Origin of the sequence: Gluconobacter sp. DsW_056, from assembly GCF_002153595.1 — a bacterium.
GTDB classification, from domain to species: Bacteria; Pseudomonadota; Alphaproteobacteria; order Acetobacterales; family Acetobacteraceae; genus Gluconobacter; species Gluconobacter albidus.
Map to the genome: position 1 here is coordinate 1 of NZ_JOPF01000014.1, position 25,585 is coordinate 25,585.

27 protein-coding genes, 1 tRNA gene and 1 other RNA gene are annotated in these 25,585 nt (G+C 60.5%); 15 read left to right on the forward strand and 14 right to left on the reverse strand.

What is annotated here, in order from left to right; all coding sequences use genetic code 11:
* Window positions 1-100 precede the first annotated feature (100 nt).
* From HK22_RS12670 to HK22_RS12685, 6 genes are all read left to right on the forward strand, one after another.
* Entirely contained in the window at window positions 101-1,048 is a 948-nt protein-coding gene (locus HK22_RS12670; protein WP_086649523.1) for an alpha/beta hydrolase, read from the forward strand.
* Window positions 1,049-1,095: 47 nt separating this feature from the next.
* Window positions 1,096-1,254 carry a hypothetical protein gene (locus HK22_RS15230; protein ID WP_167369380.1) on the forward strand — a complete coding sequence of 53 codons (159 nt, stop codon included), beginning with the start codon at window positions 1,096-1,098 and terminating at the stop codon, window positions 1,252-1,254.
* Window positions 1,251-2,171, forward strand: a complete 921-nt coding sequence (locus HK22_RS12675; RefSeq protein ID WP_062106545.1) for a DnaJ C-terminal domain-containing protein — start codon at window positions 1,251-1,253, stop codon at window positions 2,169-2,171. Before HK22_RS15230 ends, HK22_RS12675 begins: the two co-directional genes overlap by 4 nt.
* A 10-nt stretch (window positions 2,172-2,181) precedes the next feature.
* Window positions 2,182-2,325: a hypothetical protein gene (locus tag HK22_RS15235; protein WP_167369321.1), complete on the forward strand. Its 144-nt coding sequence runs from the start codon at window positions 2,182-2,184 to the stop codon at window positions 2,323-2,325.
* Window positions 2,326-2,360: 35 nt separating this feature from the next.
* Window positions 2,361-3,848: a peptide MFS transporter gene (locus HK22_RS12680; RefSeq protein WP_086649524.1), complete on the forward strand. Its 1,488-nt coding sequence runs from the start codon at window positions 2,361-2,363 to the stop codon at window positions 3,846-3,848.
* 217 nt (window positions 3,849-4,065) lie between these two features.
* On the forward strand, window positions 4,066-5,622 hold the full coding sequence (locus tag HK22_RS12685) for a carbohydrate porin (protein WP_062028467.1): 1,557 nt from the start codon (window positions 4,066-4,068) through the stop codon (window positions 5,620-5,622).
* Window positions 5,623-5,709: 87 nt separating this feature from the next.
* Here the strand turns inward: HK22_RS12685 and HK22_RS12690 are convergent, their stop codons facing one another.
* Complete coding sequence (locus tag HK22_RS12690; protein ID WP_086649525.1) at window positions 5,710-7,944, reverse strand: TonB-dependent siderophore receptor; 2,235 nt, start codon at window positions 7,942-7,944, stop codon at window positions 5,710-5,712.
* A 159-nt stretch (window positions 7,945-8,103) separates the two neighbouring features.
* Here HK22_RS12690 and HK22_RS12695 point away from each other — a divergent pair, with 159 nt between their 5' ends.
* A complete protein-coding gene (locus HK22_RS12695; protein WP_062106551.1) occupies window positions 8,104-8,733 on the forward strand; it encodes a POTRA domain-containing protein in 630 nt (209 codons plus the stop codon).
* 25 nt (window positions 8,734-8,758) lie between these two features.
* Here HK22_RS12695 and HK22_RS12700 read toward each other — a convergent pair whose 3' ends face one another.
* From HK22_RS12700 to HK22_RS12710, 3 genes are read right to left on the reverse strand one after another with little or no spacing between them, the layout of a single operon-like run.
* Entirely contained in the window at window positions 8,759-9,346 is a 588-nt protein-coding gene (locus HK22_RS12700; RefSeq protein WP_086649526.1) for a DUF1643 domain-containing protein, read from the reverse strand.
* Window positions 9,343-9,891 carry a peroxiredoxin gene (locus HK22_RS12705; RefSeq protein WP_062028450.1) on the reverse strand — a complete coding sequence of 183 codons (549 nt, stop codon included), beginning with the start codon at window positions 9,889-9,891 and terminating at the stop codon, window positions 9,343-9,345. Before HK22_RS12705 ends, HK22_RS12700 begins: the two co-directional genes overlap by 4 nt.
* Window positions 9,892-9,946: 55 nt before the next feature.
* Window positions 9,947-11,356 carry a lytic transglycosylase domain-containing protein gene (locus tag HK22_RS12710; RefSeq protein WP_086649527.1) on the reverse strand — a complete coding sequence of 470 codons (1,410 nt, stop codon included), beginning with the start codon at window positions 11,354-11,356 and terminating at the stop codon, window positions 9,947-9,949.
* A 223-nt stretch (window positions 11,357-11,579) separates the two neighbouring features.
* Between HK22_RS12710 and HK22_RS12715 the strand changes: the two genes are divergently transcribed.
* From HK22_RS12715 to HK22_RS12725, 3 genes are all read left to right on the forward strand, one after another.
* On the forward strand, window positions 11,580-12,449 hold the full coding sequence (locus HK22_RS12715; protein ID WP_062028446.1) for an ABC transporter permease: 870 nt from the start codon (window positions 11,580-11,582) through the stop codon (window positions 12,447-12,449).
* Window positions 12,450-12,453: 4 nt separating this feature from the next.
* Window positions 12,454-13,251: an ABC transporter ATP-binding protein gene (locus HK22_RS12720; RefSeq protein ID WP_086649528.1), complete on the forward strand. Its 798-nt coding sequence runs from the start codon at window positions 12,454-12,456 to the stop codon at window positions 13,249-13,251.
* 94 nt (window positions 13,252-13,345) lie between these two features.
* Window positions 13,346-13,564 carry a hypothetical protein gene (locus HK22_RS12725; protein WP_011252962.1) on the forward strand — a complete coding sequence of 73 codons (219 nt, stop codon included), beginning with the start codon at window positions 13,346-13,348 and terminating at the stop codon, window positions 13,562-13,564.
* A gap of 37 nt (window positions 13,565-13,601) precedes the next feature.
* Here the strand turns inward: HK22_RS12725 and HK22_RS12730 are convergent, their stop codons facing one another.
* The 3 genes from HK22_RS12730 to ssrA form a co-directional block, all read right to left on the reverse strand.
* On the reverse strand, window positions 13,602-13,994 hold the full coding sequence (locus HK22_RS12730; protein WP_062028437.1) for a VOC family protein: 393 nt from the start codon (window positions 13,992-13,994) through the stop codon (window positions 13,602-13,604).
* A 78-nt stretch (window positions 13,995-14,072) separates the two neighbouring features.
* Window positions 14,073-14,648 carry an SspB family protein gene (locus HK22_RS12735; protein WP_062028435.1) on the reverse strand — a complete coding sequence of 192 codons (576 nt, stop codon included), beginning with the start codon at window positions 14,646-14,648 and terminating at the stop codon, window positions 14,073-14,075.
* Between the two features lie 99 nt (window positions 14,649-14,747).
* Window positions 14,748-15,074, reverse strand: a transfer-messenger RNA (tmRNA) gene (gene ssrA, locus HK22_RS12740).
* A 53-nt stretch (window positions 15,075-15,127) separates the two neighbouring features.
* On the opposite strand from ssrA, the gene thyX reads away from it, so the two are divergent.
* The gene (thyX, locus tag HK22_RS12745; RefSeq protein WP_086649529.1) at window positions 15,128-16,039 is read left to right on the forward strand and encodes an FAD-dependent thymidylate synthase; all 912 of its coding nucleotides are present in this window, start codon (window positions 15,128-15,130) and stop codon (window positions 16,037-16,039) included.
* Between the two features lie 645 nt (window positions 16,040-16,684).
* Here thyX and HK22_RS12755 read toward each other — a convergent pair.
* From HK22_RS12755 to HK22_RS12760, 3 genes are all read right to left on the reverse strand, one after another.
* A tRNA-Thr gene (locus HK22_RS12755) sits at window positions 16,685-16,759 on the reverse strand.
* Window positions 16,760-16,850: 91 nt separating this feature from the next.
* The gene (locus HK22_RS15240) at window positions 16,851-17,021 is read right to left on the reverse strand and encodes a hypothetical protein (protein ID WP_167369379.1); all 171 of its coding nucleotides are present in this window, start codon (window positions 17,019-17,021) and stop codon (window positions 16,851-16,853) included.
* Complete coding sequence (locus HK22_RS12760; RefSeq protein WP_086649531.1) at window positions 17,018-18,217, reverse strand: Mrp/NBP35 family ATP-binding protein; 1,200 nt, start codon at window positions 18,215-18,217, stop codon at window positions 17,018-17,020. The genes HK22_RS15240 and HK22_RS12760 overlap by 4 nt, the downstream gene beginning before the upstream one ends.
* 125 nt (window positions 18,218-18,342) lie before the next feature.
* On the opposite strand from HK22_RS12760, the gene HK22_RS12765 reads away from it, so the two are divergent.
* From HK22_RS12765 to HK22_RS12775, 3 genes are all read left to right on the forward strand, one after another.
* Complete coding sequence (locus HK22_RS12765) at window positions 18,343-19,905, forward strand: Do family serine endopeptidase (RefSeq protein ID WP_086649532.1); 1,563 nt, start codon at window positions 18,343-18,345, stop codon at window positions 19,903-19,905.
* Window positions 19,906-19,930: 25 nt separating this feature from the next.
* The gene (locus HK22_RS12770; RefSeq protein ID WP_086649533.1) at window positions 19,931-20,998 is read left to right on the forward strand and encodes an aromatic acid exporter family protein; all 1,068 of its coding nucleotides are present in this window, start codon (window positions 19,931-19,933) and stop codon (window positions 20,996-20,998) included.
* A gap of 147 nt (window positions 20,999-21,145) precedes the next feature.
* Complete coding sequence (locus HK22_RS12775; protein WP_062106823.1) at window positions 21,146-22,603, forward strand: mannitol dehydrogenase family protein; 1,458 nt, start codon at window positions 21,146-21,148, stop codon at window positions 22,601-22,603.
* Window positions 22,604-22,670: 67 nt separating this feature from the next.
* Here the strand turns inward: HK22_RS12775 and HK22_RS12780 are convergent, their stop codons facing one another.
* Entirely contained in the window at window positions 22,671-22,823 is a 153-nt protein-coding gene (locus HK22_RS12780) for a DUF3309 family protein (protein ID WP_077803360.1), read from the reverse strand.
* 74 nt (window positions 22,824-22,897) lie between these two features.
* A complete protein-coding gene (locus tag HK22_RS12785; protein WP_062106825.1) occupies window positions 22,898-23,728 on the reverse strand; it encodes a TerB family tellurite resistance protein in 831 nt (276 codons plus the stop codon).
* Between the two features lie 170 nt (window positions 23,729-23,898).
* On the opposite strand from HK22_RS12785, the gene HK22_RS12790 reads away from it, so the two are divergent.
* Entirely contained in the window at window positions 23,899-24,216 is a 318-nt protein-coding gene (locus HK22_RS12790) for a hypothetical protein (protein ID WP_231865250.1), read from the forward strand.
* On the opposite strand, the gene HK22_RS12795 is transcribed toward HK22_RS12790, so the two are convergent.
* Together HK22_RS12795 and queG are read right to left on the reverse strand one after the other, a co-directional pair.
* Window positions 24,213-24,443: a ribbon-helix-helix domain-containing protein gene (locus HK22_RS12795; RefSeq protein ID WP_062028418.1), complete on the reverse strand. Its 231-nt coding sequence runs from the start codon at window positions 24,441-24,443 to the stop codon at window positions 24,213-24,215. The genes HK22_RS12790 and HK22_RS12795 overlap by 4 nt on opposite strands.
* A complete protein-coding gene (gene queG, locus HK22_RS12800; protein ID WP_086649534.1) occupies window positions 24,440-25,498 on the reverse strand; it encodes a tRNA epoxyqueuosine(34) reductase QueG in 1,059 nt (352 codons plus the stop codon). Before queG ends, HK22_RS12795 begins: the two co-directional genes overlap by 4 nt.
* Window positions 25,499-25,585: the final 87 nt, after the last annotated feature.

Sequence of the window (25,585 nt, forward strand, 5' to 3'; positions counted from 1 at the left end):
TCACCGACACAAGGCTCCCCGTCGAAGTCAATCAGCAAAACGCTTTCGTCAGAGCTTTTACAAGGTAAAGCGGCAAAGGCGCCTGAACAGGAGACGCAGAATGAAGCCGAAAATATTTCGTTTCCTCTTTCTCCTCTCAGGCGTCTGTGGTCTGGCGTCGCATGCATTTGCGGCTGAGAGCAGCCCCATCACGGCGCCCGGCCCTCTGGGAGTGCTGGCCGGGACGTTCGTGAATGCGGGTGCTGGCACCCCTGTTGTGCTGATGATCCCCGGCTCCGGCCCAACGGACCGCGACGGAAATTCGGCTCTGGGGCAGAAACCTGCGACGCTGCGGCAGATTGCGGATGGTCTTGCTGCCCATGGAATTTCGTCCGTCCGGATCGACAAACGTGGCATGTTCGGCAGCAAACAGGCGGTGGCTGACGGCAATCACGTCACGATTGCGGATTATGCTGCGGATGTGCGGAACTGGATTGCGGTTATCCGGGCCAGAACCGGCGCGCGGTGTGTCTGGCTGGCGGGTCACAGCGAGGGTGGGCTCGTCGCGCTGGCAAGCGTTCAGGGACAGGCCGACATCTGCGGGCTGATACTTTTGTCCACGCCCGGGCGGCGGCTGGGTGAAGTTCTGCGGGCGCAGCTTCACGCCATTCCTTCGGCCAAAACGGTTCTGCCGCAGATTGACGCGACGATTGATGCTCTTGAAGCCGGACAGCATGTGGATGTCCAGACGCTGCATCCGGGGTTGCGGGGCATGTTTCATCCTCTGGTGCAGGATTTCATGATTGATCTGTTCCATCATGATCCGGCGGCGCTGCTCAAGGCGTATCACGGGCCGGTCCTGATCGTTCAGGGCGGCGAGGACCGCAAGGTCAGTGCAGCCGATGACCTGTCGCTGCTGAAGGCTGCGGATCCCGGGGCGACAGTCGTTCTGTTGCCGTCGGTGATCCATCCGCTGGCGGATCTGGGTACGGTTCCAGCCGCCGATGGGTCGCTTTTACTGGATGGTGCTGTCGTGCCCGATATTGCAGAGTTCATTCAGAAACATTGACCCGAAGCCGCAGTGGTCACACATCTGGGGATAACGGAGGATCAGAGATGGCAGACGACGGACATCCGGCAGAGGATTATCTGCGACCGAAGCTGCAGGATCTGATTTCAGACGGTGTGCGGGCTGGCTTCCCGCAGGATGAAGTCATTGCGGTCCTGATTTCCCTGCTGGATGAGGGACCTGAAGAAGACGGGGAAATGAGATGAGCGACCCATATTCGGTACTGGGCGTTTCGAAAACGGCGACGGACAAGGAAATTCGCAGCGCGTATCGGAAGCTGGCCAAGCAGTACCATCCGGACCACAACCCGGACGACAAGAAGGCCGAAGAGCGCTTCAAATCGGTCGGGCAGGCGTACAACATCGTTGGCGACAAGGAAAAGCGTGCGCGCTTTGATCGTGGGGAGATTGATGCCGACGGGCAGGAGCGCGGGCCTTTCGGCGGCGGCTTTGGCGGTGGCGGGTATGGTCCGGGTGGCCCGCGTTCGGGCGGGCAGGGCCCCCAGGGTGGTTTCAGTCAGGAAGACCTCGGCTCCTTCTTTTCGGACATGTTCAGCGGAGGCTTCAGCGGCGATTTCCAGCCGGGCGGTTCCGGTGGACGCCGTGCCTCCAAGGGCTCTGACCGCCGTTTCGCAGTGACGATCTCGTTTCAGCAGGCTGTTCTGGGAACATCGCTCGATCTGACACTGGGTGAGGGAGGGCACACGGAAGTCCGCATCCCGCCGGGTGTGGAGGATGGGCAGACCCTGCGCGTGCGCGGCAAGGGTGCGCCGGGGCGTCCGGGGATGGACGGCCAGCCGGGCGTGGCCGGGGATGCGTTGCTGACGATCTCCGTCACGCCCGACAGCCGGTATGTCCGTGAGGGACGCAACCTGCGGATGACGCAGAATCTGGATCTGAAAACGGCTGTTGTGGGCGGAAAAATCGCCGTTCCGACCCCGAAGGGTGACGTTTCGGTCAAGATCCCGAAGCACTCCGACAGCGGCAAGGTGCTGCGTCTGGCAGGGCGTGGAATTGGGGGCGATAAAAAGCATCCGGCCGGTGATCTGCTGGTGACGTTGCAGGTTCATATCGGTACTGTCTCCCCCGAGCTGGAGGCCTTCTTCAGCCAGCAGGAGAGCTGAAGAGATGGGGATGGTGCGTCGCGTCCGGTCGAGACTGCCGGAATGGCCGTGGAGTGACATCATCGGCGGGATCGTGGCACTGATCTTCGTGGTGTGTCTGGGTGTCATCAGTACGCACGCACTGATCCTCGCCGGGGAGTGGCATTTGCCCTAAGGTGCCCCCGTCTTCTGGTTTCTGACGGGTTCTGCATGACCGCTTCTTCTCTTCCTTCCGCTCCCGGAATGCGCCGCAAGGCGTTTACCGTCGTTCTGGCCATCGAACTGTGGGAACGGTTCGGATATTACGGCATGCAGGCCGTTCTCACGCTCTTCATGGTCGTGCACCTCCGGATGGGGGATGCCGCCGCCAACCTCATGATGGGCGCTTTCGGCGCGCTGACCTATATCACGCCCGTTATCGGGGGTGTCATTGGCGACAGGGTGCTGGGCGCGCGGCGGACGATGGTCATGGGCGCGCTGTCCCTGACCTGCGGCTATGCTTTTCTGGCAGCGGCGCTTCAGTCCCATATGCTGCTGCTGGTGGCGATGGCGCTGATTTCAACGGGAAACGGCCTGTTCAAGCCCAATGCCGGAAATCTGGTTCGCCGGATTTACAAGGGTGATGATGCGGCGCTCGATGCCGCCTTCACGCTCTATTACATGTCCGTCAATGTCGGCTCGACCGTTTCCATGCTGCTTACCCCGTGGCTTCAGATCAATTACGGAGCGCCGGTGGCGTTCGCGACCTGTGCGGTCGGATTGGGCATTGGTCTGCTCTATTATGTGCTGCGCGCCAACTGGCTTGAGCCGACAACGCCCGCGGCTGAAAAGTCGCCCGTCCCCCTGTCCCGCTTCGGGCTCGTCCTGGGGGGGCTTGCCGTACTGACGGTTTTCAACGCCTGGGTTCTGGGAAGCGATACTCTGGCGCGCCTGTGTGTGATTGCGGCCGGAGCCGGACTGGCGGCTGTCTGGGTTGCGCTTTACGTCCGTGCGCCCCGGATCGAACGTCCGGGCCTGCGGCTGACCTATCTGCTGTGTCTGCAGGGGACGATCTATATGGTCTTCTACCAGCAGATGATGACCTCCCTGACTCTGTTCGCCCTGCGTGGCGTGTCCGGGGATTACCGCATTGGCGGCATCACGCTCTTCCACATGTCGGCGGGCCAGTTTCAGGTTCTCAATTCCGTCTGGATCATGGTTCTCAGTCCGGTTCTGGCGGTTCTGTACAACCGCATGGGACAGCAGCAGAAGCCGACATCCCATGCGCGCAAGATGCTGGTTGGCTATGCGATGGTCTCGGTCGGGTTCGGGGTCTGGTGGGCTGCGGCAGCTCATACGGACGGGCTGGTATCTCCCTGGATTATGGTGGTTGGGTATGGCTTCCTGTCACTGGCGGAACTGCTCACGAACGGGCTGGGGCTTGCGATCATCGCGCGCTATTCACCCGCCCGGCTGAGCGGATTCATGATGGGGGCGCTGTATCTGCTGTGGGGCATTGCCATGTATATGGGCAGCATCATCGCCAATCAGGCTGCCCTGCCGCCTGAAGTGGTGGCTGGCAACGGCGGAGCGTCGCTTTATGCGGGACTGTTCCGGACGCTTTGCGAAGTTGCGGCCGGAGTTGTGGTCATTCTGGCGCTTCTGGAGCCTGTGACGCGACGTTGGGATCGCGAACACGCAACTGTGATCGCGGAGTAACTCCGGGAAACTGGAGCGTTAAACTTTTTGTAATATCGGAGAAATCTCCAGATAAAAAAATGGCGTCAGGTGTCGGGCTCGTGTCCTGAAAGACATATTATGAAAACTGACGTCTTCCACGCTCTATTCTGGACCGTTTTCGGACTGTATGACATCTCCCAGCCGCGTGATCGGGTTCTGGCGGCTGTCATGGTGTCACAGGGAGACGGTTTGGAAGATGGGGAAGCTCGGACAGGATTGGACGAAAACGCTGTGGACGGCCTGCGCCATGACAGCGCTGCTTCCTGGCTTTACGGCCGCCGCATATGCGCAGACGACACCGGCTGGTGTCGTGGACGGTCATCAGAAAGCAGCGGCCAGAACCAGCACGGCGACCATGGGCACGCCGCAGATCCGCACGAAATCCATTTCTCCCGTGCCGCAGCTCGTGAAGCCGACCCCCAAAGGTGTTGAACCCGCAGCCAGCACGTCTGACACGACCGAGAACCGTTTCTTCCCGGCGTCTTTCCACGACTGGCTGACCCAGAGCACCATGACGGGTGACTGGGGCGGCTGGCGGACATGGCTGACCGACAAGGGCATCAATATCGGGGGGCACTATCTTGAGGACAGTGCCGGCAATCCGATGGGCGGCAAGACCAAGGCCGTGCGTTATGCGGATGAGTTCGGCATCAATGTCGATTTCAACCTCAAGAAGCTGACGGGCCTGAATCTGGGCATGTTCCACACGCTGATTACAGCGCGTCAGGGACTGGGCATTGGCGCGACGCTTCCGGCGCTGGACAGCCCGCAGCAGATCTTCGGGTCGGGCGAAACGGTGCGTCTGACGCGTCTGTCCTGGGAAATGCCCTGGAACCGGTATGTGTCGACCGAAGTTGGTGAAATCAACACCGAGAACGATTTCGAGCAGTCGTCCATCTACTGGGGCATGAGCCAGTACTGCCAGTTCGAGTCCAACGCGATCTGTGGCATGCCGCAGTCCATTGCGATGAACTCGGGCTATGGCTGGTATCCGACGGCCCATCCGGGGGCATGGGTGAAGTTCTACCCGGCCGGGAACGACCATTATCTCGTGCAGTTCGGCGCGTACTCGATCGACCCCACGATCTCGAACACGCATAACGGCTGGAAACTGAACCTGCATGACGCGATCGGGACTTATATTCCGTTCCAGCTCGGCTGGCATCAGGGTGGCAAGGACGACTACAGCGGCCCGCTCCAGACCAACGTCAAGATCGGCGGATACTGGGATACGTCCGAAGTCAGCGATGTCTATTCCAAGCTCAGCATGTTCTCCGTTCCGGCCGAGTATCTGTTGTCGGCCCCGACGCAGAAGGTCCGTGGACGGTTCGGTGGCTGGTTCCAGTTCGACCGGATGCTGGAGCGTGATGCAGCCGATCCGAACCGTGGCACGACGCTGTTCACGTCCTTCACCTGGGGCGATCCGCGCACAGCCGTCGCACCGTATTTCATCACCTGGGGCGTGACCCGCAAGGGTACGTTCCGCAACCGCCCGAACGATACGATCAGTCTGGGCATGAAGATGCTCTGGGTGAATCCGAAGCTGACGATCTGGGCACGCCAGATGCAGGCCTCGGGCGCACAGGGCATCAACAAACCCTCCGGCGAGCATGCGATCGAACTGAACTACGGCTGGCGTCCGACGCCCTGGCTCGTGATCCGGCCGGGTGCACAGTATATCTGGAGCACGGGCGGCACGAACCGATACAAGAATCCGCTGCTTCTGGATTTCGAAACGGGCATCACATTCTGATCGCTCCCGATCGGAACGTCTGACATGAAAAACGCGCCGCTCCTGGATGGGAGGGCGCGTTTTTCGTTTTCAGTATTTCGGGGCGGATTACAGATCCGTCGTGAAGGAGAACTTGAACGTGCGGGGCATGCCCTGCATCAGATAACCGTTGAAGGCCGAGGACCAGTAACGCGTGTTGGCCAAGTTATCGACGCCAAAGCGCAGCGTGACCGGCGTGTGATGCGTCACGAACGTATAGCGCCCTGCCAGATCAAAGCGTGTCCAGACCGGGATATGCAGGGTGTTGGCTGTGTTGACCCACTGCTTGCCGGTATTGACCACGCGCCCGACGACCGTGGCGCCTTTAAGAAACGGCAGATCGTATTCGAGATTGGCGTTGATGGTATAGTTCGGCACGCCGATGGCCGTGTTGCCGTCCTGAAGGCCGTTTGCCGTATGACGCAGATCCGCCTGAATGACGGTGCCGCCACCATTGAAGCGCAGGCCGGGCAGGATCTCGCCATTCAGCGTCAGTTCGATGCCCCGGTTCCGCTGCAATCCGTCTTCACGAAAGGCGAACGTGCCCGTATTGCCAAGTGCGACGGAATAGGCGTTGGGCTGTGAAATCTCATAGACGGCGAGCGCGGCACTGAAGCGGCCCGTGTCGTATTTCGCGCCTACTTCATACTGCGTGGATTTGTATGGCGGGAAAATCTCGCCCAGATTCACGACATTTCCCGAAGCGGTCGGTCCCTGCGACAGGCCTTCGATCCGGTTGAAATACAGAGACGTCCGGCGCGTCGGATGAATGACCAGCCCCACGACCGGGGTGATGGCGTCCTGATCATAATGGTTGTTCATCGCGCCCCGGCCGGTCTTGCTGTAGGCGTAGCCTTTGATGAGCATGTTCTGGTACCGGAAACCGCCTGTCAGGGCGACACGGTCGTGGAAGAAGGACATCGTGTCCGAGAAGAACAGGCTGTACAGGCGCGTGCGGTTGGTGGACTGCGGGTCATTAAGCACACCCCCAACAAACGTCTCCGCCGGGGCTGAAAACTGCGGCGTGGTGTAGATGTTGGTCGCACCGGGCGTCAGGGCCATCGCATAGGCGGCGGCGCTGTCTTCCCACAGGCCGGAACCGCCAGCGTTGATTTCATGGCGGATGAAGCCTGTGCGGAAATGGGCGCGAACGCCTGCGCGGGTGCTTTCATTCGTTTGATCATAGGGCACATACATCGCCCCCGCCGTCCCCCCGCCAGTGGCAGGATCTGTGACGGTAGGGTTGGAATAATTGCCCTTTTCATTGCTGGTAAGGGCGCCGAATGCGCCATACAGCGTGATGTTTTTCGTCAGGTCATGCTCGACGTTCAGCATGCCGAAAACATAGTTCAGGTCATTATATGCCCAGCGCTGCCCGAAATTATGCGAGGGCGCGACAGGGCGGGGAACGGACGTGACGGCGCTGCCAAGGAAGATCGCCGGCCGCCCCCCGTCCACGCCCTGGTTTTCATAGTCGATATCCATTGTAACGCGGGTGCGGTTGTCGCGGTCATGCCAGTCGAAATCCGCGCCCAACGTGGTGGAATGGCGGTATTCGTCCGTCACGGCATCTTCGCCGCTTTTGCCCGCGACGTTCAGCCGCACGCCGAAATCCTTGTCCTGTCCGAACCGACGGCCAACGTCGATGCTGCCACCGCCCATGGCGCTGCTGGTGTAATCGCCGGTGATGCGGGTGAGGGGGGCATTCGTTGCGTGTTTGAACAGCAGGTTGATGTTGCCGCCGATGGCCGACCCGCTGGGTGCTGCCCCGTTGAGGAACGCACTGGCGCCGTTGAGAACCTGCACCTGATCGTAGAGTTCGGGCGAGACGAGCTGCCGGGGCGTAATGCCGTAGAGCCCGTTGATCGAAACGTCGTCGCCATTCACGGCAAAGCCGCGGATGACGAACATTTCCGAGAAATTGCCGTAGCCATAGGTCGTGCGGACGGACGGATCGTTTTCCAGAACCTCGCCGAGCGTCTGGGACTGCTGGTTGAGGATCAGGCTGGAATTGTAGCTGCGGATGTTGAACGGAACATCCAGCCCCTTTTTGTTGCCCAGAGCCCCGAGCTGTCCGCCGCTGCTGACCTGCATCTGATCCCGGCGTCTGGCGCGGACAACGATTTCCTCATCCTGACTGACCTGTTGCGCTTCTGTTGAAGGCTTTGCCGAAGCGGTGGATGTCGTGTCGGAGACGACGGAAGGGGCGGCGAAAACGGGAAAAGCTGTCCCTGCCAGCAGCAGACAGGACAGGCGCGCAACCCGGAGCGGGTTTGAGAACGGAATGGAAAGCGATGCGCGCACGGAGACCTCGAAGCAAGAAGCAGTTGGGCGCGTTATTGCGATAATGAGATTTATTCGCAACTAAAATATGAATTCTGGATCGGCGCAACGGCGATTTGCCAAAGCCGGGAACTCCTGTAGCGTAAAAGTCAGAGTTTTTTCATGACAGGAAATTTCCAGATGTCCCTTCGTCCCCTGCTTGCCCGGAGTTTTCTGGGTGTTTCGCTGGCTGTTGCGTCCTTCGCTGGAACGGCTGCCACGGAATATGCTTTTGCGGCGGTTCCGGCTCCAAATGTGCCGCTCAAGCTGATGAGTGTTGCTGTTCAGGGCAACAGCCGCGTTCCGACGGCGGACATCCTGCAGGCGTTCGGCTATCACGCAGGTGACAAGGTTACGCGCAACGATCTGGATGCAGGTCAGAAACGGGTCGGCGAGCTTTATTCATCGCGCAATGTCGGGACCAGCCTGGAAGAGCGTCTGCGGATCTCTGGCAATGGCGTGGCCGTCAAGATCATTCTTGAGGAACAGGCCGCGAGCGCTCCTGCCCAGCCTGCTTCGCTCGTTCTGGACAAGGTCGAGTTCCAGGGAAACAAAAAGGTTTCGACAGCCGATCTGGAAGCCGCGACCAAGCTTCGCGCGGGCGGACCTGTTTCGAACGAACTGCTGTCTGCAGACCAGCAGGCCATCCAGGCCCTCTATAAGAACAAGAATGTCGGGGGATCTTTCCAGCCCCAGGCGACCTATCCGAACCACGACCAGCATGTCGTTCTGGTCTGGGTCATCAAGGAACAGGACAAAGCTGCGAACTGATGCAGCCTGACCCGGAAAACACCGCTCAGCCCAGCGTATCGGGGTCGAGCGGCTCCGGGGTCAGAATCGAGGGCAGATAGAGCGGATGTTCAGGACGCCCGCTCTTGCTCAGGCGCAGGGCCGTAACCCGGATGCCGTTCTGCCCCATCAGGCGGGCAACTTCGGTGCCGCGCGCGCGCAGGCCCTTGGCCTGTGGCGATCCATAAGCCAGCACGACCAGATCGGCCTGGCGGGCCATCTCCAGCAGGTGGGCATCGTTGTCCGGCCCGACCGGATCGTCCACTTCCAGCAGGCGCTTCTGATCCGTGCAGCGATAGGCGAAGCTGTTGCCGACGAACATGCCGCCATAGCCCCACGCCCGCGCGTAACGCTGGCATTTGGCGACCGTACGGTCATCGCCGAACTCGGTCGCCACAGACGGGTTCATCATCAGCCACATGACCATGGGGCTTGTGTCGTCCCAGACGCGGCGCAGCGTGTAACGGTAGCAGTCTTTCGGGCCGCCATAGATCGCGGTGCTGCTGACATCCGCGGACAGTTTCAGAGGGCCTGAATCACCGACATGATGGTGGTCGAACAGATCGGGAGTCACTGACGGAAGACGTGCGCTCACGGGGTCTGCTTCAGGGCCTTTACCGCGGCAAGCGCGCGCGAAACGTGCTCGTCAGGAGACATCGAGGCATAGCTCATGACGATATGACCATCCTGCGCGATGACGTAGGACGTGCGGCTCGCCATGTGCAGCAGGGGCATTTTGGCGGCATAGCTGCGGGTGATCTTGCCCGTCGGGTCGGCAGCCACGGCAAAGGTACTGCGACATTCGCTGACGGAGAACCGGTCGAGCTTGTCGATCGGGTCCATGGAAACGCCGATGACGGTTGCGCCCTGCGCCTTGAAGTCGGGAATGGCGTCCGCGAATTCATGGGCTTCAATCGTGCAGCCCTTGGTGAAAGCCGCCGGATAGAAATACAGGACCACCGGGCCCGTCTTGAGGGCGTCGGCCAGATGATAGGTGAACTCGTGCCCGCCGAGGCTTGCAGGGGCCGAGAAATCCGGAGCATGGCTGCCGGTTTCGAGGGCGGCATGCGCCGGAGTGATCGTCAGGGCGCCGGAGAGGGCGACAGCACAGAAAGCGGTCGTTGCAAGAAAGCGGCGCATCGGGGTTTTGTATTCCTGTCAGAAAAGCGGGCTAGCACGCAGCCCGGCAAACGGATCAATAGGCGCCGGGCGGAACCACGACGCAGGGAGAACCGTGCGACAGACGGCGGCAGGCTGCAACCGCATTTTCATGTGTCAGCCCCGTCAGGCGTGCACGATAGAGATGGGACCGGCCATTTTTGACGCCTTCCACCTGCGATCTGGCGGAGGCCACCACAACACCGCCTTTGCTATGAGCCGTGGCGGTCGCAAGGCTTGCCTGCTTGGCATTGGCAAAGGCGCCGACCTGAATGGCCCAGTTTCCGGTCGCATTTCCCGGTGTCGCTGTGCTTTTGGCCGGAGCGGACGCAGCAGGAAGCGCCATGCGGTACTGGGGACGGGTGGCGGGCATGACGGCCATGATCGGCTGGGGCTGGAGATGATGCCCGATCGGGATTTCCTGTGCCGTTACGCGGTTGTCTGCCACATCGTCTGCGGGCACGGAGGCCTGACGCACAAGAGGATGAGCGGGTGCTGGCGCATAACCCCGGGCGGCCCAGGCGGCGCTGATGCTTGTCGGAGCGTCCGACCCCGCAGTGGAGGCGACCTGAACCGGAGCCTCTGCAGGCGACGCTGCGCTCTGCTGTGTCGCACTCTGGGACGTGGTGGACGACGTGTCGGAGTCTGTATTGTCAGACGCCGTTTCAGCTGTTTCCCGATGGCTCCAGGCTGCACTCACGGCCTGTCGTTCGGAGGGGGAGGCCGCTGGAATCATATCGGCAGGCTGGGTATTCTGGGCCAGCATGACCTGCGCGTTCGGGTCATGCTGTGCGACCAGAAGATCGGCGGCGGAGCGGTTACGGGGCGTGATCCCGGCGATATGCGGTCCGATCGCGGCGACATACCGGCGTGTCTCGCGTGGCAGCGCGCGGCCGCGACGCAGATAACGGTCAAGGCTGCCCGGACCGTCATTATAGGCTGCAAGGAAGCCGGGAGAGCCATAGATGTCATACATCTGGCGCAGATAGGCCGTGCCTGCGAGAATATTGTCATGCGGATCGAAGGGATCTTCGCCAAGCCCGTATTGCTGGCGCATGTCGTCATAGGTCGGGGGCATGAGCTGCAGAAGGCCCATCGCCCCAGGAACCGATGTGATGAAGTTGCCGTTATGGTCGAAAAGGTGACCGCCGGATTCCTGCTGCATCACGGCCCGGATCCAGGCATCGGGTACGTCAAAGCGCTCGGACGCCTCGCGGATATAAGGTCCCCATGGATCTTCGGGGGGGCCCGGAGGGGCGTAATAGGATTTTGCATGAGCGCGGTAATTGGCCGCTTCCTGCGAGACCGGCAGTTCCGAAGAGGATCCCATGTCGGCATTGTTGCCGGCACAGGCCGCCAGAAGCCCGACCAAACCGAACGCCGCGCCCGCACGAATGAGAGACAGGGTGCGGACAGAAGTCCGGAAAGGAAAGACGGGTCTGGGCATCGGGTCGGGGCACCTGAGGAAAACGGGTCTCATTGTGTCAAGCATACACGGGGATTGCGGCGAAACTAGGAAAAAGGGTTCTGACGGGCAGATTTTCTGATGCAGGACTGTCCGTTGATCCGGGTGTAGCGGAAATTCATTTCCCGAATATGAACTTCCCGGAATATGATGATCACTGTAGCGTCTTCTTGCCGGGACATGGGGGATCGGGTAGGCGGACTGTATGAGTGTACCTTCTCCAGCTTCCAGTGCTGCACGGGACGAAGTGCCGCGCAGACAGACCCGTCGTGACACTCCCCGCAGCAGTCCTGCCGCGCGGGCTTGGGCGGACTGGAAGGAGACACGACGCCTGTGGAGACTGGGTGTGCGGCTCGGCTGGCTCGATATCCGGCTCCGGTATCGGGGGTCCGCGCTGGGGCCATTCTGGCTTACGATCACCTCCGCGCTGATGGTCGCCTCGATGGGCGTTCTCTACAGCCGGCTGTTTCATATGCAGCTTGCGACCTATCTGCCGTTCCTGTCGCTGTCGCTCACCTTGTGGAGTGTGGGGCTTTCAAGCCTGATCCAGGAATCCTGCACCTGCTTTCTTGAAGCGGAGGCCATGGTGCGGTCCGTCCAGCTGCCGCTCCTGCTGTATGCGCTGCGTGTCGTGGTGCGGAATGCGATCGTGTTTGCCCATAATATCGTGGTGCCGCTTGCCGTATTCGCTCTCTATCATGTCTGGCCGGGACTGAATGCCGTTCTGGCGGTTCCGGCTCTTCTGCTCTGGGCTCTGGACGGGTTTGCCGCCTGCATGGTGTTCGGATCGCTTTGCGCCCGCTTCAGGGATGTTGCGCCCATCGTCGGGGCGCTGTTGCAGATCGTGTTCTACGTGACGCCGGTCATCTGGATGCCGCAGCAGCTTGGCGCAAAGGCGTCCTATCTATTGTACAATCCGTTCTATCCGCTGCTGGAAATCGTGCGCGAGCCTCTGCTCGGGCGTGTGCCATCCCTGCAGATCTGGAGCATTGCGCTGGCCATCAGTGCGGTGTTCTGGCTGATTGCCGTACGTGCGTTCATCCGGACGCGGGCGCGCATTGTCTTCTGGATCTGACATCATGGCCCATATCCGTCTCGAAGATCTCTCCCTGTCATTCCCCGTTCTGCATGGCGGTTCGCGTTCGCTGAAGAAGACCCTGCTGGCCCGTGCGAAAAGTACCGTGGCCGCAAAATCGGGCGCAGTGGGTGGCAGAATGCGCGTCAGTGGCAACTCCGCCGAAGTCGTGGAAGTTCAGGCCCTTTTCAATGTCAGCCTCACGATTGCCGAAGGGGAACGGGTCGGGCTGGTCGGGCATAATGGTGCGGGAAAATCGACGCTCCTGCGCGTGCTCGCCGGGATTTATGAAACGGGTGACGGCACGCTGGACATCGAAGGCGACACCCATGCCCTCATTGATCCCAATGCAGGTATGAACGGTGAGCTGACAGGACGTGAGAACATCCAGCTCTTCGCCTGTCGCATGGGAATGGGACGGGTTGCGACACAGGAACTGGAACAGGATGTGGAGGCGTTCTCGGATCTGGGAGCGTTTTTCGACCTTCCGGTGCGGCTCTATTCCTCCGGCATGTCTGTCCGGCTGGGTTTTGCGCTAGCGACGGTGCCGCGTTCCCGGATCCTGCTGATGGACGAATGGTTCATGGCCGGGGATCAGAAATTTCAGGATAAGGCTCGTGCACGACTGGAGAGCATGGTCGACGCGGCGGAGATCCTGGTGGTGACGTCCCACGCGCTGTCAATTCTCCGGCAGTGGTGTACGCGCATCATCTGGATGGAGGGCGGGGAAATCCGCATGGATGGCCCGGCACAAGAGGTGCTGGATGCTTATGAAGCGGCGCTGGCAGTGACATCGGTATAAACTCCCCCTCACGACGCCTTGCGGGCAACGCAGTTGGTATCCCAGCGGCCGTGGGGTAGGCTCCGAGGGGTTTTTACATTCAGGGAGACATTTCATGTCTTATGCCGCCATTGACGCCGCACGCGTCGCCAAAGCTTCCGAATCCGCGCTTCAGACCCTGTCGACCGTGAAGGAAACGTCCGAGGCCCATCAGCGCAAGACGATCATGATCGAACGGATTCATGCGCTCGCCAAGGCAGCAGCGGAGACGAAGGACTGTAACGCCATTACCCTCACCTCCGAGGAATTCTGGCTGATTTCCAAGAACTGGTAACGCGATCTGAAGGCAGCGGCGCTAGGCTCCGCTGCCTTCAGCCGTTATAGGAAGCCAGTTCGATCAGATTACCATCCGGGTCTCGGCAATAAACGGATGTGATCGGCCCCAGTGCGCCAAGGCGCGCGACCGGGCCTTCAACGATTTCCACGCCGCATTTTTCCAGATGCTTGACGATCTGTTCACTGGCGATGGCCGTTGTGAAACACAGATCCGATGTGCCCGGAGCAGCGGCTCCGGCGGTATCCCAACCTTCCGAGCCTTCGGGGCGAAGATTGATCTTCTGGCCGCCGAAGCTCAGGGCCACACGATTGTTGCGGCCATACTCGTCGATATCCATGCCCAGAACCCGCTGATACCAGGACGCAGACAGGTCCCGGTTCCGGACGGTCAGCACGATATGGTCAAGGCGATCGACGGTAAAGCGCATGGGGATCCCTCATGAAAGCGACATTCAGGCCATTGGTTCCGGTCAGTATAGGCCGGAACCACACACTCTGGCTAACGCCTAGCTGGGCGGACGCTTGCGGAAGGCCGCGAGGCTGACCACTTCCGCGTCTTTTTTGCCGTCTTCCGAAGAGGAGGGCTCGGGCTGGACGTCCGGATGATGGGCCGGATCAATATCGTCGGGCTCTACCGCGCCCTCGGGAATTTCGATGTCCTCATCGTCTTCAAGCGGGGAGTGGTTGAAGCGCAGGGCCATCCGGATGTGGGGGTCGGCAAAGGCCGTGATGGCATTGACGGGAATGCACAGGATGCTCCCAACGCCGCCGAAGGACAGACCGACCGAAATCACGTTCTTGTCGCGGTCCAGCGCCAGATCCCAGAACTGGTGCTGAAGGACGATGGTCATTTCTTCGGGATACTGTGCCCGCAGACGGGCAGGGATGATCACATCCGGCCGGTTCGTCCGGAACGTCAGATAGAAGTGATGGGCCCCCGGCAGCCCCTCGGCCGCAACATGCTCGATCGCACGCAGCATGACCTCACGGTAGGCGTCTTCCACCCAGTCATCATAGGGGAGGAGGCTTTCGGGAAGCTCGTGCTCGAAGCCGTCCTGGCCGTTGTGATCGTCGTCGCTCATGGTCGCAAGCCTGATGTTTCGGTCAACTTTCATCAAGGGATGCGACAGACCGGCACGGATGGCAAGCCGTCTTTGAGAGGAATGTCGGAGACATGATGAGGTGGGAGGGCTTCTGTTGCCCGGTGCCCTCCCGAACCGCGCTTATCGCTTATGCAGCGACAGCGAGCACCTCTGAGTTATCGTTGGCACTTGTAAGTTTAGCCCGATGACGGTGGTACAATGCCGGGCAAAAGATAAGCCTTTACCGTGCGCGTCGAGCCTGTTTCGTCCCCACAGACCCCTTTTGCGAGGGGTTTTTCATGGTGGAGACGCCGGGCACTGCCCCCGGGTCCACAACACTTATTCCACTTACCGTTTATCGCCATAGCCGGGGACGAACCCCTTGCATTGATGAACATAGGAGGCCGGATGTTTGCCCGCAAGGAAAAAGAATTATCCTGCGTGACGGCGCGCGATTCTGCATGCTAGACCCCGCCGCCATGGCACTGACATCCGAACAGCGCGCTGAAATCGAAGCGCAGCGCAGCGAACCCCAGCTTACGTCCCGTCCGACCGTGGCGGCGATGGAAAACCTGCTTTTCACGCCTTTCGAGGTGCTGGATCATGGTTTCCTTCGCGTGGTCGATTATATGGGCGACGATGGTGCGGTCGTTCAGGCTGCGCGTGTGTCCTATGGTCGCGGGACGAAGAAGGTGTCCGAAGATGCGGGTCTGATCCGCTATCTGATGCGTCACCGTCATTCGACGCCGTTCGAGATGTGCGAGATCAAATTCCATGTGAAGCTGCCAGTGTTCGTCGCGCGGCAGTGGATTCGTCACCGTATGGCGAGCGTGAACGAGTATTCGGCGCGCTATTCCATTCTGGATCGGGAATTCTACCTTCCGGCGACGGATCAGGTCGCTGCGCAGAGCAGTTCAAACCGGCAGGGACGCAGCGATGCACTGGATGCCGAAACGGCGCACGAGGTTTTGGAAATCCTGCGTCGGGATGCTAGCCAGTGCTACGACGATTATGAGAGCCTGCTGAACCCTGAAGGTACGGGTCTGGCGCGTGAGCTTGCACGGATCAATCTGACCCTGAACACCTACACGCAGTGGTACTGGAAGATTGATCTGCACAATCTGATGCATTTCCTCGCCCTGCGCGCCGATCCGCATGCGCAGTACGAGATCCGCGTCTATGCGGAAAAGATGATCGAAATTCTCAAGGCCTGGGTGCCCGCGACGTCTGCGGCATTCGAGGAATATCGCCTTGGCGCCTTTACGCTTTCGGCCGGGATGCTGAAGGTTGTGCGCCGCCGCCTGGCGGGTGAAACCGTCACGCAGGAGAATTCCGGCCTGACCAAGCGGGAATGGTCTGAAATGGCGGCGGTTCTGGATGGCCAGTCCTGAACCCAGCCCCGGCTTCGCATCTGCCGGAAACGATTCCGCCAAAAGCGATCTTGAACGGCTGATGAGCGAGGCGCGGGAGGCACAGGTTGAAAGCCCTGTGGAAGATGCTCCTGTAAATCCACCTAATCTTCTTGTCTGGGCCGGGATAGCGGGCTCGCTTGTCCTGATATCTGTTGCCATTCATTTTTTCTGGCCCGCTTCATAAAATATTTAGCCCAATAAACGGTAAATAAAAGCAGATATTCTCTGATTTTTTACTTCATGGGCTGTCATGAGAGATTCAGCGCGGATTCGTGTGAATTTTATCACATTTATCTCAGGGCTTTTTACAAACAGACTTATCCACAGGGTATTGCCATCTGCCTGGAGCGCTCCGATTCGTATTTTTGGGAGCGTAAAATTTTTTAAGATACTGATTTAATGCGATAATTTTAGAATCAGGTCGCAAGGCCGATCAGGATTTGGCGCCAAGTCTGTCAAGAAGATTATTGGAATACCCACATTTCACCCTCTGTGGGTGCGATACTTGTGCATTACTGGTGCGGGGTGAGAATTCTGATTTTGTGGCAAAAATGCGCAGGTAAACTGCGCTCTGAACGGCATTGACCATCCGCTCGTCGCTGTCGCCATGCTTTTGGAAAAAGCTGGTGCCGGGTGAGGGATTTGAACCCCCGACCTTCGGTTTACAAAACCGCTGCACTACCACTGTGCTAACCCGGCATCGGCAGTGCGGCTTTTTCCATGTCCGGGCCTGTCAGGTCAAGCGCCCGAGAACGATTCTCTGTTCGCGTACCGGATTTTCGTTTGGATTTCAGTGTGGGATGGGGGTGGTCAGGTCTGCGGGCGGTGGCAGATGCTGTGAGTCTTTCGTAAAGCCATAGCCGTCGGAAGAAAGCCCCTGATGCGTGACCGTATGGGAGCAGCCAGCCAGTGTCAGGCCTGCTCCTGTCAGGCAGGCGCCGAGGAGAAGAATACGGATCATGACGGCTCTTTCGTGCTGTGTTCGGAAGACAGGGAACGGGCCACAGCCTGCGCAAGCCGTGTATAGGCCTGCGCCGCTTCGCTGTCGGGTGCGGAAAGGATGATCGGAGTCCCGTCATCGCCACTTGCGCGGATATCGGCGAGCAGCGGGATCTCCGCGAGGAACGGAACGCCCATTTTTTCGGCTTCGGCCTTGGCACCCCCGTGCCCGAACAGCTCCGTCCGGTGGTTGCAGTTCGGGCAGCAGAAATAGGACATGTTCTCGACAACGCCGAGGATCGGGGTTTCCATCCGCTCGAACATGGCCACGCCGCGTCTTGCGTCCAGCAGCGCGATATCCTGCGGCGTGGAGACGATGACCGCGCCGCCAGTGGCAAGCTTGGGGCCGAGTTTCTGGGCCAGCGTCAGCTGCGCGTCGCCGGTGCCCGGGGGCATGTCGATCACGAGAACGTCGAGTTCGCCCCATTCGACTTCGCCCAGAAACTGCGTCAGCGCGCCCATGACCATCGGACCGCGCCAGATCATGGCCTGATTTTCGTCCACCAGATAGCCGATGGACATGCTCTTCAGGCCCCAGGCTTCGATCGGCAGGATCGTTCCGTCCACGACGTCCGGACGGGTGTTGCGTCCCAGCATCCGGGGGAGGGAGGGGCCATAGATATCCGCATCCAGAAGTCCGGTCTTCAGGCCCTCGCGCGCAAGACCGACCGCAAGGTTGACGGCCGTGGTGGATTTGCCGACGCCTCCTTTGCCCGATGCGACAGCAATAACGGCCTTCACGCCCGGCAGCAGCGTCTCGGGAGCATGTCGGCTCGCGGCGTTGCGGCGTTTGTCGCCCAGATTGAAGGGGCGGTGCCCTCCGCCCTGCGCGGGCGCGTTGGCGGCGGTCGGCGTTGCGGGGCGGTGGGACGTGAAGGACAGGGTGGCGCCCGTGATGCCCGGCAGGCTCGCGATCGCTGCTTCGACACGCGGCCGCAGGGGCTCTACGCGCGATGCGTTGTCCCGTGACGTTGCCAGGGAAACATGCGCATGGCCGTTCTGAACCGAGACGCTCTCAAGCGCTGCGAAAGACAGGACGTTCGAGCCCTGACCGTCCTGCTCAGATTTCAGGATATCGGTGATGCGGGTTTCGGCGCTGGAGGCGTCCGTCCCGGGGGAAGCGGGCGGCATGTCGTTGGGGGGCGTGGTGTCAGTCATGCCGGGCTCTCATCAAGGGAAATATCATATCGGGAAAGACTTTGACGCTATCATGAATGGGCTGCAAACGCATCCTGAACGGCAGGATGGTGACGAAGGGCCATGTTCTGCGTTAGCGTGGGGGCATGAAAAACCCGTCTGTCCGTCTTTCTGTTTCTGCTCTGGCGCTGTCCCTTTCCGCAGGCTGGGCGCTGAGCGCGGCTCCGGCGCTGGCTCAGGATGCTGCACCGGTTGCAGGCCAGCCGTCTTCCGTACCGACTCCTGCGCCACGTTCGGTGCCGTCGAGCTTTGCGGATCTGGCAAACAGGCTCCTGCCGTCGGTCGTGAACGTCTCGACATCCGCTGTGCTCAAGCCTGCGAAGACGGATGACAAGGGGCCCGATTCCAGCGATCCTGACGGCCCGCAGGTGCCCCCCTTCCAGCAGGGCTCACCGCTGGAAAAATTCTTCCATGATTATCTGAAGCATAAGCCCGCCCCGAACCATCCGCCCCGCCGTCAGCAGGCTCTGGGTTCAGGCTTCATCATTGATGCATCCGGAATCATTGTGACGAACAACCACGTGATCGAAGGGGCGGATCAGGTCAGCGTCACGCTTCAGGACGGGACCGAAATGCCGGCGCGGATCGTGGGACGGGACAGTCAGGTCGATCTGGCCGTGCTGGAGGTCAAGCCCAAGCGTCCGCTTCCGACCGTCCCGCTGGGCCGGAGCGACAAAGCGCGGATCGGGGACTGGGTTCTGGCGATCGGCAACCCGTTCGGGCTGAACGGAACCGTGACGGCAGGCATCATTTCCTCGCGCGGACGAAACGTCGAACATGGCCTGTATGACGACTATATCCAGACAGATGCCGCCATCAATCGTGGCAATTCCGGCGGTCCGCTGTTCAACCTGTCCGGTGAAGTCATTGGCATCAACACGCTGATCTATGGCGGCTCGGGGGGTGATTCCATCGGAATCGGTTTTGCCATTCCGGCGGATGATGCGCGGGGGATCATCGACCAGCTTCGGCGCACCGGGCATGTCTCGCGCGGCTGGATGGGGCTGAAATTCCAGGATGTGACGAACGACATCGCCGAGACGCTCGATTTCCGCAAGTCGGACGGCTCCAACGGCAAGGGAACGCTGATTTCTGAAATCGATCCGAAAGGCCCGGCTGCAAAAGCGGGTCTTGAGGTTGGCGACATCATCACCCGCGTCAACGATCAGGACGTGACCGGCCAGACCATGCCACGCATCATTGCCTCCATTCTGCCGGGGACGCAGGCGCAGTTGACGGTCTGGCACAAGGGTGCCCTCAAAACGCTGCCGATCACGCTCGCGCAGTCCCCCACGCCGCCGGATATGCCGCCATCAGACACGCACCAGCCTGAACACCGCCATGCGGCTCTGGGTGAACTGGGGGTGACGGTCAGTGCGATCGACGCGGACGCACGCACGCAATATGCGCTGTCTGACGATCAGCGCGGCGTTCTCGTCTCGCGGGTCGAGGCGGGCAGCCCCGCCGCCTCGCGCGGGATTGTGGAAGGCAACGTGATTACGCAGGTCGGGCAGGACCAGATCAACACCCCGGACGATTTCGCCAAGGCCGTGCAGGGTCTGCACGAGCGCAAGAAGACGGAAGCCCTGCTGCTGGTGCAGGACGACGACGGGCTGCGCTGGGTTCCGGTGCCCTTTCTGGGGAACTGATTTTCACCTGTACTGAAATGTGAGCATGAATGTTCTGATACGTCTGGGCCGGGCCTGGCTGCCTGCGCCGCCCCGGAACAGCAGCTGGCGCGAAGTCATGCGTCCCGCAATACGCCAGACCATCCGGGTTCTGGTGTCGGTGGTCGTAGCGTGGATCGTCGGATCGCTCATGCATCTGCAGGAAACGATCTGGGCGCTGGTCACGGCCCTGATCGTGACGCAGTCCAGCATCAGCCAGACCATGGCCACGGCTCGGGACCAGATCAGCGGAACGGTGATCGGAGCGCTGGCGGGTGGGTGTGCGGTCGTGCTGGAAATCACGACGGGTCTGCGCTGGGTTCCGTTCTGGATCATGCTGACGCCGCTGGTGTTCCTGACGGCCATTCAGCCGACGCTGCGTTTCGCCTGCATCACGCTGATGATCGTGTATCTGTTTCCCAGTCAGGGCAGCCCGTTCCTGCCGCTGGTCACGCGGCTTCTGGCCATTGTCATGGGCGTTGCGGTGTCGATCGTCGTATCGTTCCTCATTCTGCACAGCAGTGCGCGCAAGCAGGCATTCCATACGGCCGGGCGTCTGTTACGGTGCATGGACCAGCTTCTCAAAAGCGCGCTCGACCAGAATACGGGATGGACGGCAATCGAGCAGCAGAACGATGACTGTGTGGCCCTGCTGATAGAGCTTGAGGACGCCGTCACCGAAGCGCGGCGCGAGCGGCTGAAGGAACTGGAAAAACGTGATCCGGTTCTGGCAGCGCTGCCACGGCTCATGCGGCGCCTGCTGAATGATACGATGCTGGTCGCGCGGGCCATTGCGACGGGGCGCGCGGCAGGAAATACCGGCCTGATGCCGTTGTACAAAGGGCTGAGCCATGCGCTCCGGGCGCTGGCACATAGTTGTGAAGAACAGCTGCTCGCAAAGAACAGCCGTCATCCGCGACAGGCGCAGGATGAAGAAATTCTTCATCTTCTGCCACGCCTGGAAGAACAGACCCGACCGGAAATGCGCTTTGTGATGGCCCTTTTCCGGGAAGATCTGGAAAGGGCCGTGGGTGTGGTCATGCGCGAAGATGTGAGTGGCATGAAAGGGCTCTGACGCCTCTTTCCCAGGGTCTTTGCGGCGGACGGTTCCGGGGGCTGTTGAAACCGTTATTCGGCTTTTGCGTTGTCCGGGGGCTATGATGGCACATGCCCGGCCTTGTCGGTCCCCGTCAGAGACCGGCCCGAAACCACGGAGAAGTCCATGATTACGCGCGAAACCCTCAAATCTCTTCCCGCCAGTGTCCAGGCGCCCCCTTACGACATTGATGGCGTGAAACCGGGGATCGTGCATTTCGGTGTCGGCAATTTTTTCCGGGCTCATGAAGCGTTCTATGTGGAGCAGATCCTCGAACACGCGCCTGACTGGGCGATCATTGGCGTTGGTCTGACGGGCAGTGACCGCTCGAAGAAAAAGGCCGAGGAATTCAAAAAACAGGACTGCCTGTATTCCCTGACCGAGACGGCACCTTCCGGCAAAAGCACGGTGCGCGTCATGGGGGCGCTGCGCGATTATCTTCTCGCCCCGGCAGATCCTGAAGCCGTGCTGAAGCATCTGGCCGACCCTGCCATCCGCATCGTGTCCATGACGATCACGGAAGGCGGCTACAACATCAACGAGACAACCGGCGCGTTCGATCTGGAAAATGCGGCGGTGAAGGCCGATCTGCAGAACCCGGAAAAGCCGTCCACCGTCTTCGGTTATGTCGTCGAGGCCCTGCGTCGCCGCCGGGATGCCGGACACAAGGCGTTTACGGTCATGTCCTGCGACAACCTGCGCCACAACGGCAATGTCGCCCGCAAGGCTTTCCTCGGCTATGCGAAAGCGCGCGATCCGGAACTGGCAAAATGGATCGAGGAGAACGCGACCTTCCCGAACGGAATGGTTGATCGCATCACCCCGACCGTTTCAACGGCCATTGCGAAGAAACTGAACACGGCCAGCGGGCTGGATGACGACCTGCCGCTGGTGGCCGAGGATTTCCACCAGTGGGTTCTCGAAGACCAGTTTGCGGATGGTCGTCCGCCGCTTGAAAAAGCCGGTGTGCAGATGGTCGGGGATGTGACGGACTGGGAGCACGTCAAGATCCGGATGCTCAATGCCGGGCACGTCACGCTCTGCTTCCCGGGCATTCTGGTCGGTTATGAGAATGTGGATGACGCCATTGAAGACAGCGAGCTCCTTGGCAATCTGAAGAACTACCTCAACAGGGATGTCATCCCGACACTGAAGGCGCCTTCAGGCATGACGCTCGAAGGTTACCGGGACAGCGTCATTAGCCGTTTCTCCAACAAGGCGATGTCGGACCAGACGCTCCGGATTGCCAGCGATGGCTGTTCCAAGGTTCAGGTGTTCTGGACGGAAACCGTGCGCCGGGCGATCGAAGGCAAGCGGGACCTGTCACGCATTGCGTTCGGAATTGCATCCTATCTCGAAATGCTGCGTGGTCGGGACGAGAAGGGTGGGACGTATGAATCGTCCGAGCCGACTTATGGTGACGCCGAATGGAAGCTTGCCAAGGCTGACGATTTCGAAAGCTCTCTGAAGCTCCCGGCATTCGACGGGTGGCGCGATCTGGATACGTCCGAACTGGATCAGAAGGTCATCGCGCTGCGGAAGATCATCCGCGAAAAGGGCGTAAAAGCCGCCATCCCGGCCTGAATTCGGCTTTTAGGGTAGGGACTGAAACAGAAAGCCGCGCTCTGGAAGGAGCGCGGTTTTTTTATGCTCAGATCTGTCCCATCAGGACAAGGATCACGACAATGACCACGATCAGGCCAAGTCCGCTGGAGGGATAGTATCCCCATTTTGAGCTGTACGGCCATGACGGCAGCGCACCGATCAGCAGGAGGATCAGGATTACAAGAAGGATCAGTCCCATGGCACATCTCTCTTGCCGGTTGAGACTGCTTTACGCGCGTTGGTGAATAAAAGTTTCCGCAATATTGCGAAAGATCAAAGCTGCCGGTCGCGCTTGATGCGGTCCCACGCGGCATTGATGCGGGCGACCTTGTCCTGCGCGCGGCGGCGCTCGGCTTCGGACATGGGTTTCTGGGCCAGAACGTCCGGATGATGTTCGCGGATCAGGGTCCGCCAGCGGACGCGCACTTCGGTATCGGTGGCCGTGCGCGTGATGCCGAGAATGCGATAGGCGTCCGGCTCGTTTGAACTGGCAGCGCGGCTGTTCCCGTTTTCCGCCCGCTCCCACGCCCCCGCGGGGAGGCCGAAGGCCCGGTGTACACGCTGGAGAAAGTCGATTTCTCTGGGATGCAGCTTGCGGTCCGGCCCGGCATCGGCGCGGGCGATGCGGAACAGGGCCGTCATGAGATTTTCAAGCGGCGCCGTGTTGTCGGCATAGGCCGCACCCATTTCGCGGGCATACATCTCGAAGTCGTCCGTCCGGTCGCGTGCGCGGTCGAACAGCATGCCGACTTCCTTGACGTTGTCGGACGGGAACTGGAAGCAGGTCTTGAAAGCGTTGATCTCGTGCCGGTTGACCGGGCCGTCGATCTTGGCAAGTTTCGCACACAGCGCGACAAGTCCGATGGCATAGAGCTGATCCCGCTTGCCCAGCGCCGCCGCGATCTTGGCCGCTCCGAAAAAGGCCGCGCTGTTGGGGTCGGGACGGCCATTTGCAGGAAAACGCTCGCTCCATCCCCCTGTTGAGGGTTTGAGCAAGGAGCCGCTATCGGCAGCATGCCCCAGAGCCGCGCCCATCAGCGCTCCGAAAGGACCACCAACCGCGAAGCCCGCGACACCACCGAACATTTTGCCCCAGATAGCCATGACTTCAGCCTAGCACGCCCGTTCGTGGCGGCAAATGACAGATCGTACAGCCGGGCTTGCCAGAAGCTGAAAGCTTTGGCGTGAGGCGTGCTATGAAAGCCGGATGACGAACCCGGCCGCTCTTCATGCTTTGTGGTGTCAGGATTTCAGACTGTTTGACGGATATTTTCATGACTTCTTCGCTGCCCCCTCGTACTGATGATGAGTTGATGGAGCTTTTGATCCGCCGGCTGCCCGAGAAGTTGCAGACCGTGCTGAACTGGCTGCGGGAGCCCTCGCATAAATGGGTGCGGATTCCGGCGGGCGTACTCTTTATGCTGGGCGGCGTCCTGTCGATTCTGCCAGTTCTCGGATTGTGGATGCTGCCGATCGGCGTGATGCTGCTGTCACAGGATATTGCGCTGTTCCGCCGCTTGCAGGGCCGCGTCCTGCGCTGGATCGAGCGCAGCCATCCGGACTGGCTGGGGCTGCAAGCCGATAAAGCCTAGCCGGCGCCGTCGAGGCGCTTTTGCAGATGCATAAGTGCAGCAACCCGAAGCGCGGAAGCCAGCGGACGTTCGGGCGGTCGCGTTGCATCCAGCGCGGCGACGAGTGAGGCAAAACTCTGCTGTCGGGTTGTGGCGATCATGTCCAGAACCGTCCAGAATTCTGGCTCGAGCGCCACGGACGTCCGATGTCCGGACAGGGACAGGCTGCGTTTGACGAGATCGCTCATGCCGGATGGTCCTCAAGACGGGTGATGGCCCAGTGCGCCGTCTCGGCAACATCCGGGTCCGGGTCTGCCAGCAGGTCCCGCGCCGCGGGGAGGAGCGACGGATCGGCGGAGTTTCCAATGGCGATCAGCACGTTGCGTACAAATCTGTTGCGCCCGATCCGCTTGATGGGCGAGCCGGAAAAGAATGTCCGGAAGGTCGCATCATCCAGCCGGACCAGTTCGTCGAGCTTTGGGGCGACAAGTTCAGGACGCGCCTGAAGTTTGATATGCCGCGCGTTCTCGGCAAAGCGGTTCCACGGACAGACGGACAGGCAGTCGTCGCACCCATAGATGTGGTTGCCGATCTTCGCGCGCAGTTCGTGCGGGATCGGGCCTTTGTGCTCGATCGTCAGATACGAGATGCAGCGGCGCGCATCCATCCGGTAGGGGGCCGTAAACGCATCGGTCGGGCAGGCGGTCAGGCAGCGCGTGCAGGAGCCGCAGCTTCCACCTTTGGGTGCGGAGGGCGCGAGTTCCAGCGTGGTGTAGATCTCGCCCAGAAGCAGCCAGGACCCATGCTCCCGCGAAACGAGGCAGGTGTGCTTTCCCGTCCAGCCGAGTTGCGCCTTCTCCGCCAGTGCGCGTTCTGAAACCGGTGCGGTATCGACGAACACCTTCACCTGCGTCTCCGGACCGCCCAGCTTCACGACATACTGCGCCAGATGCTTGAGCATGCCCTTGATGACGTCATGATAGTCGCGGTTACGGGCATAGACGGAAATATTGCCGCATTCGGGATCGGTCGTCGGGCCTTGTGCCGGAGCATAGGACAGGCCCAGCGAAATCACGCTCCGCACTTCGGGCCACAGCGCCTGGGGATGGGCGCGTTCTTCGATGCGCGTCTCCATCCACTCCATCGTGCCATGATGGCCTTGTGCGACGAATTCCCGCAATCCCTGCGCCACCTCGGGGCCGAGTTCGGCCTTGCAGAACCCGACCGCATCAAACCCGAGATGGCGCGCATGGTCCGCAATCCGGGTTTCAAGCCCTGTGTCGGGTGTTGGAAAATCAGGCATGGAAAGGGATTGGTCTCACCGGTGAACGGGGCTGCATTATGTCATCGGGCACGCCAACGGACCAGCTTTTCCGATGTTCGGAAGGCC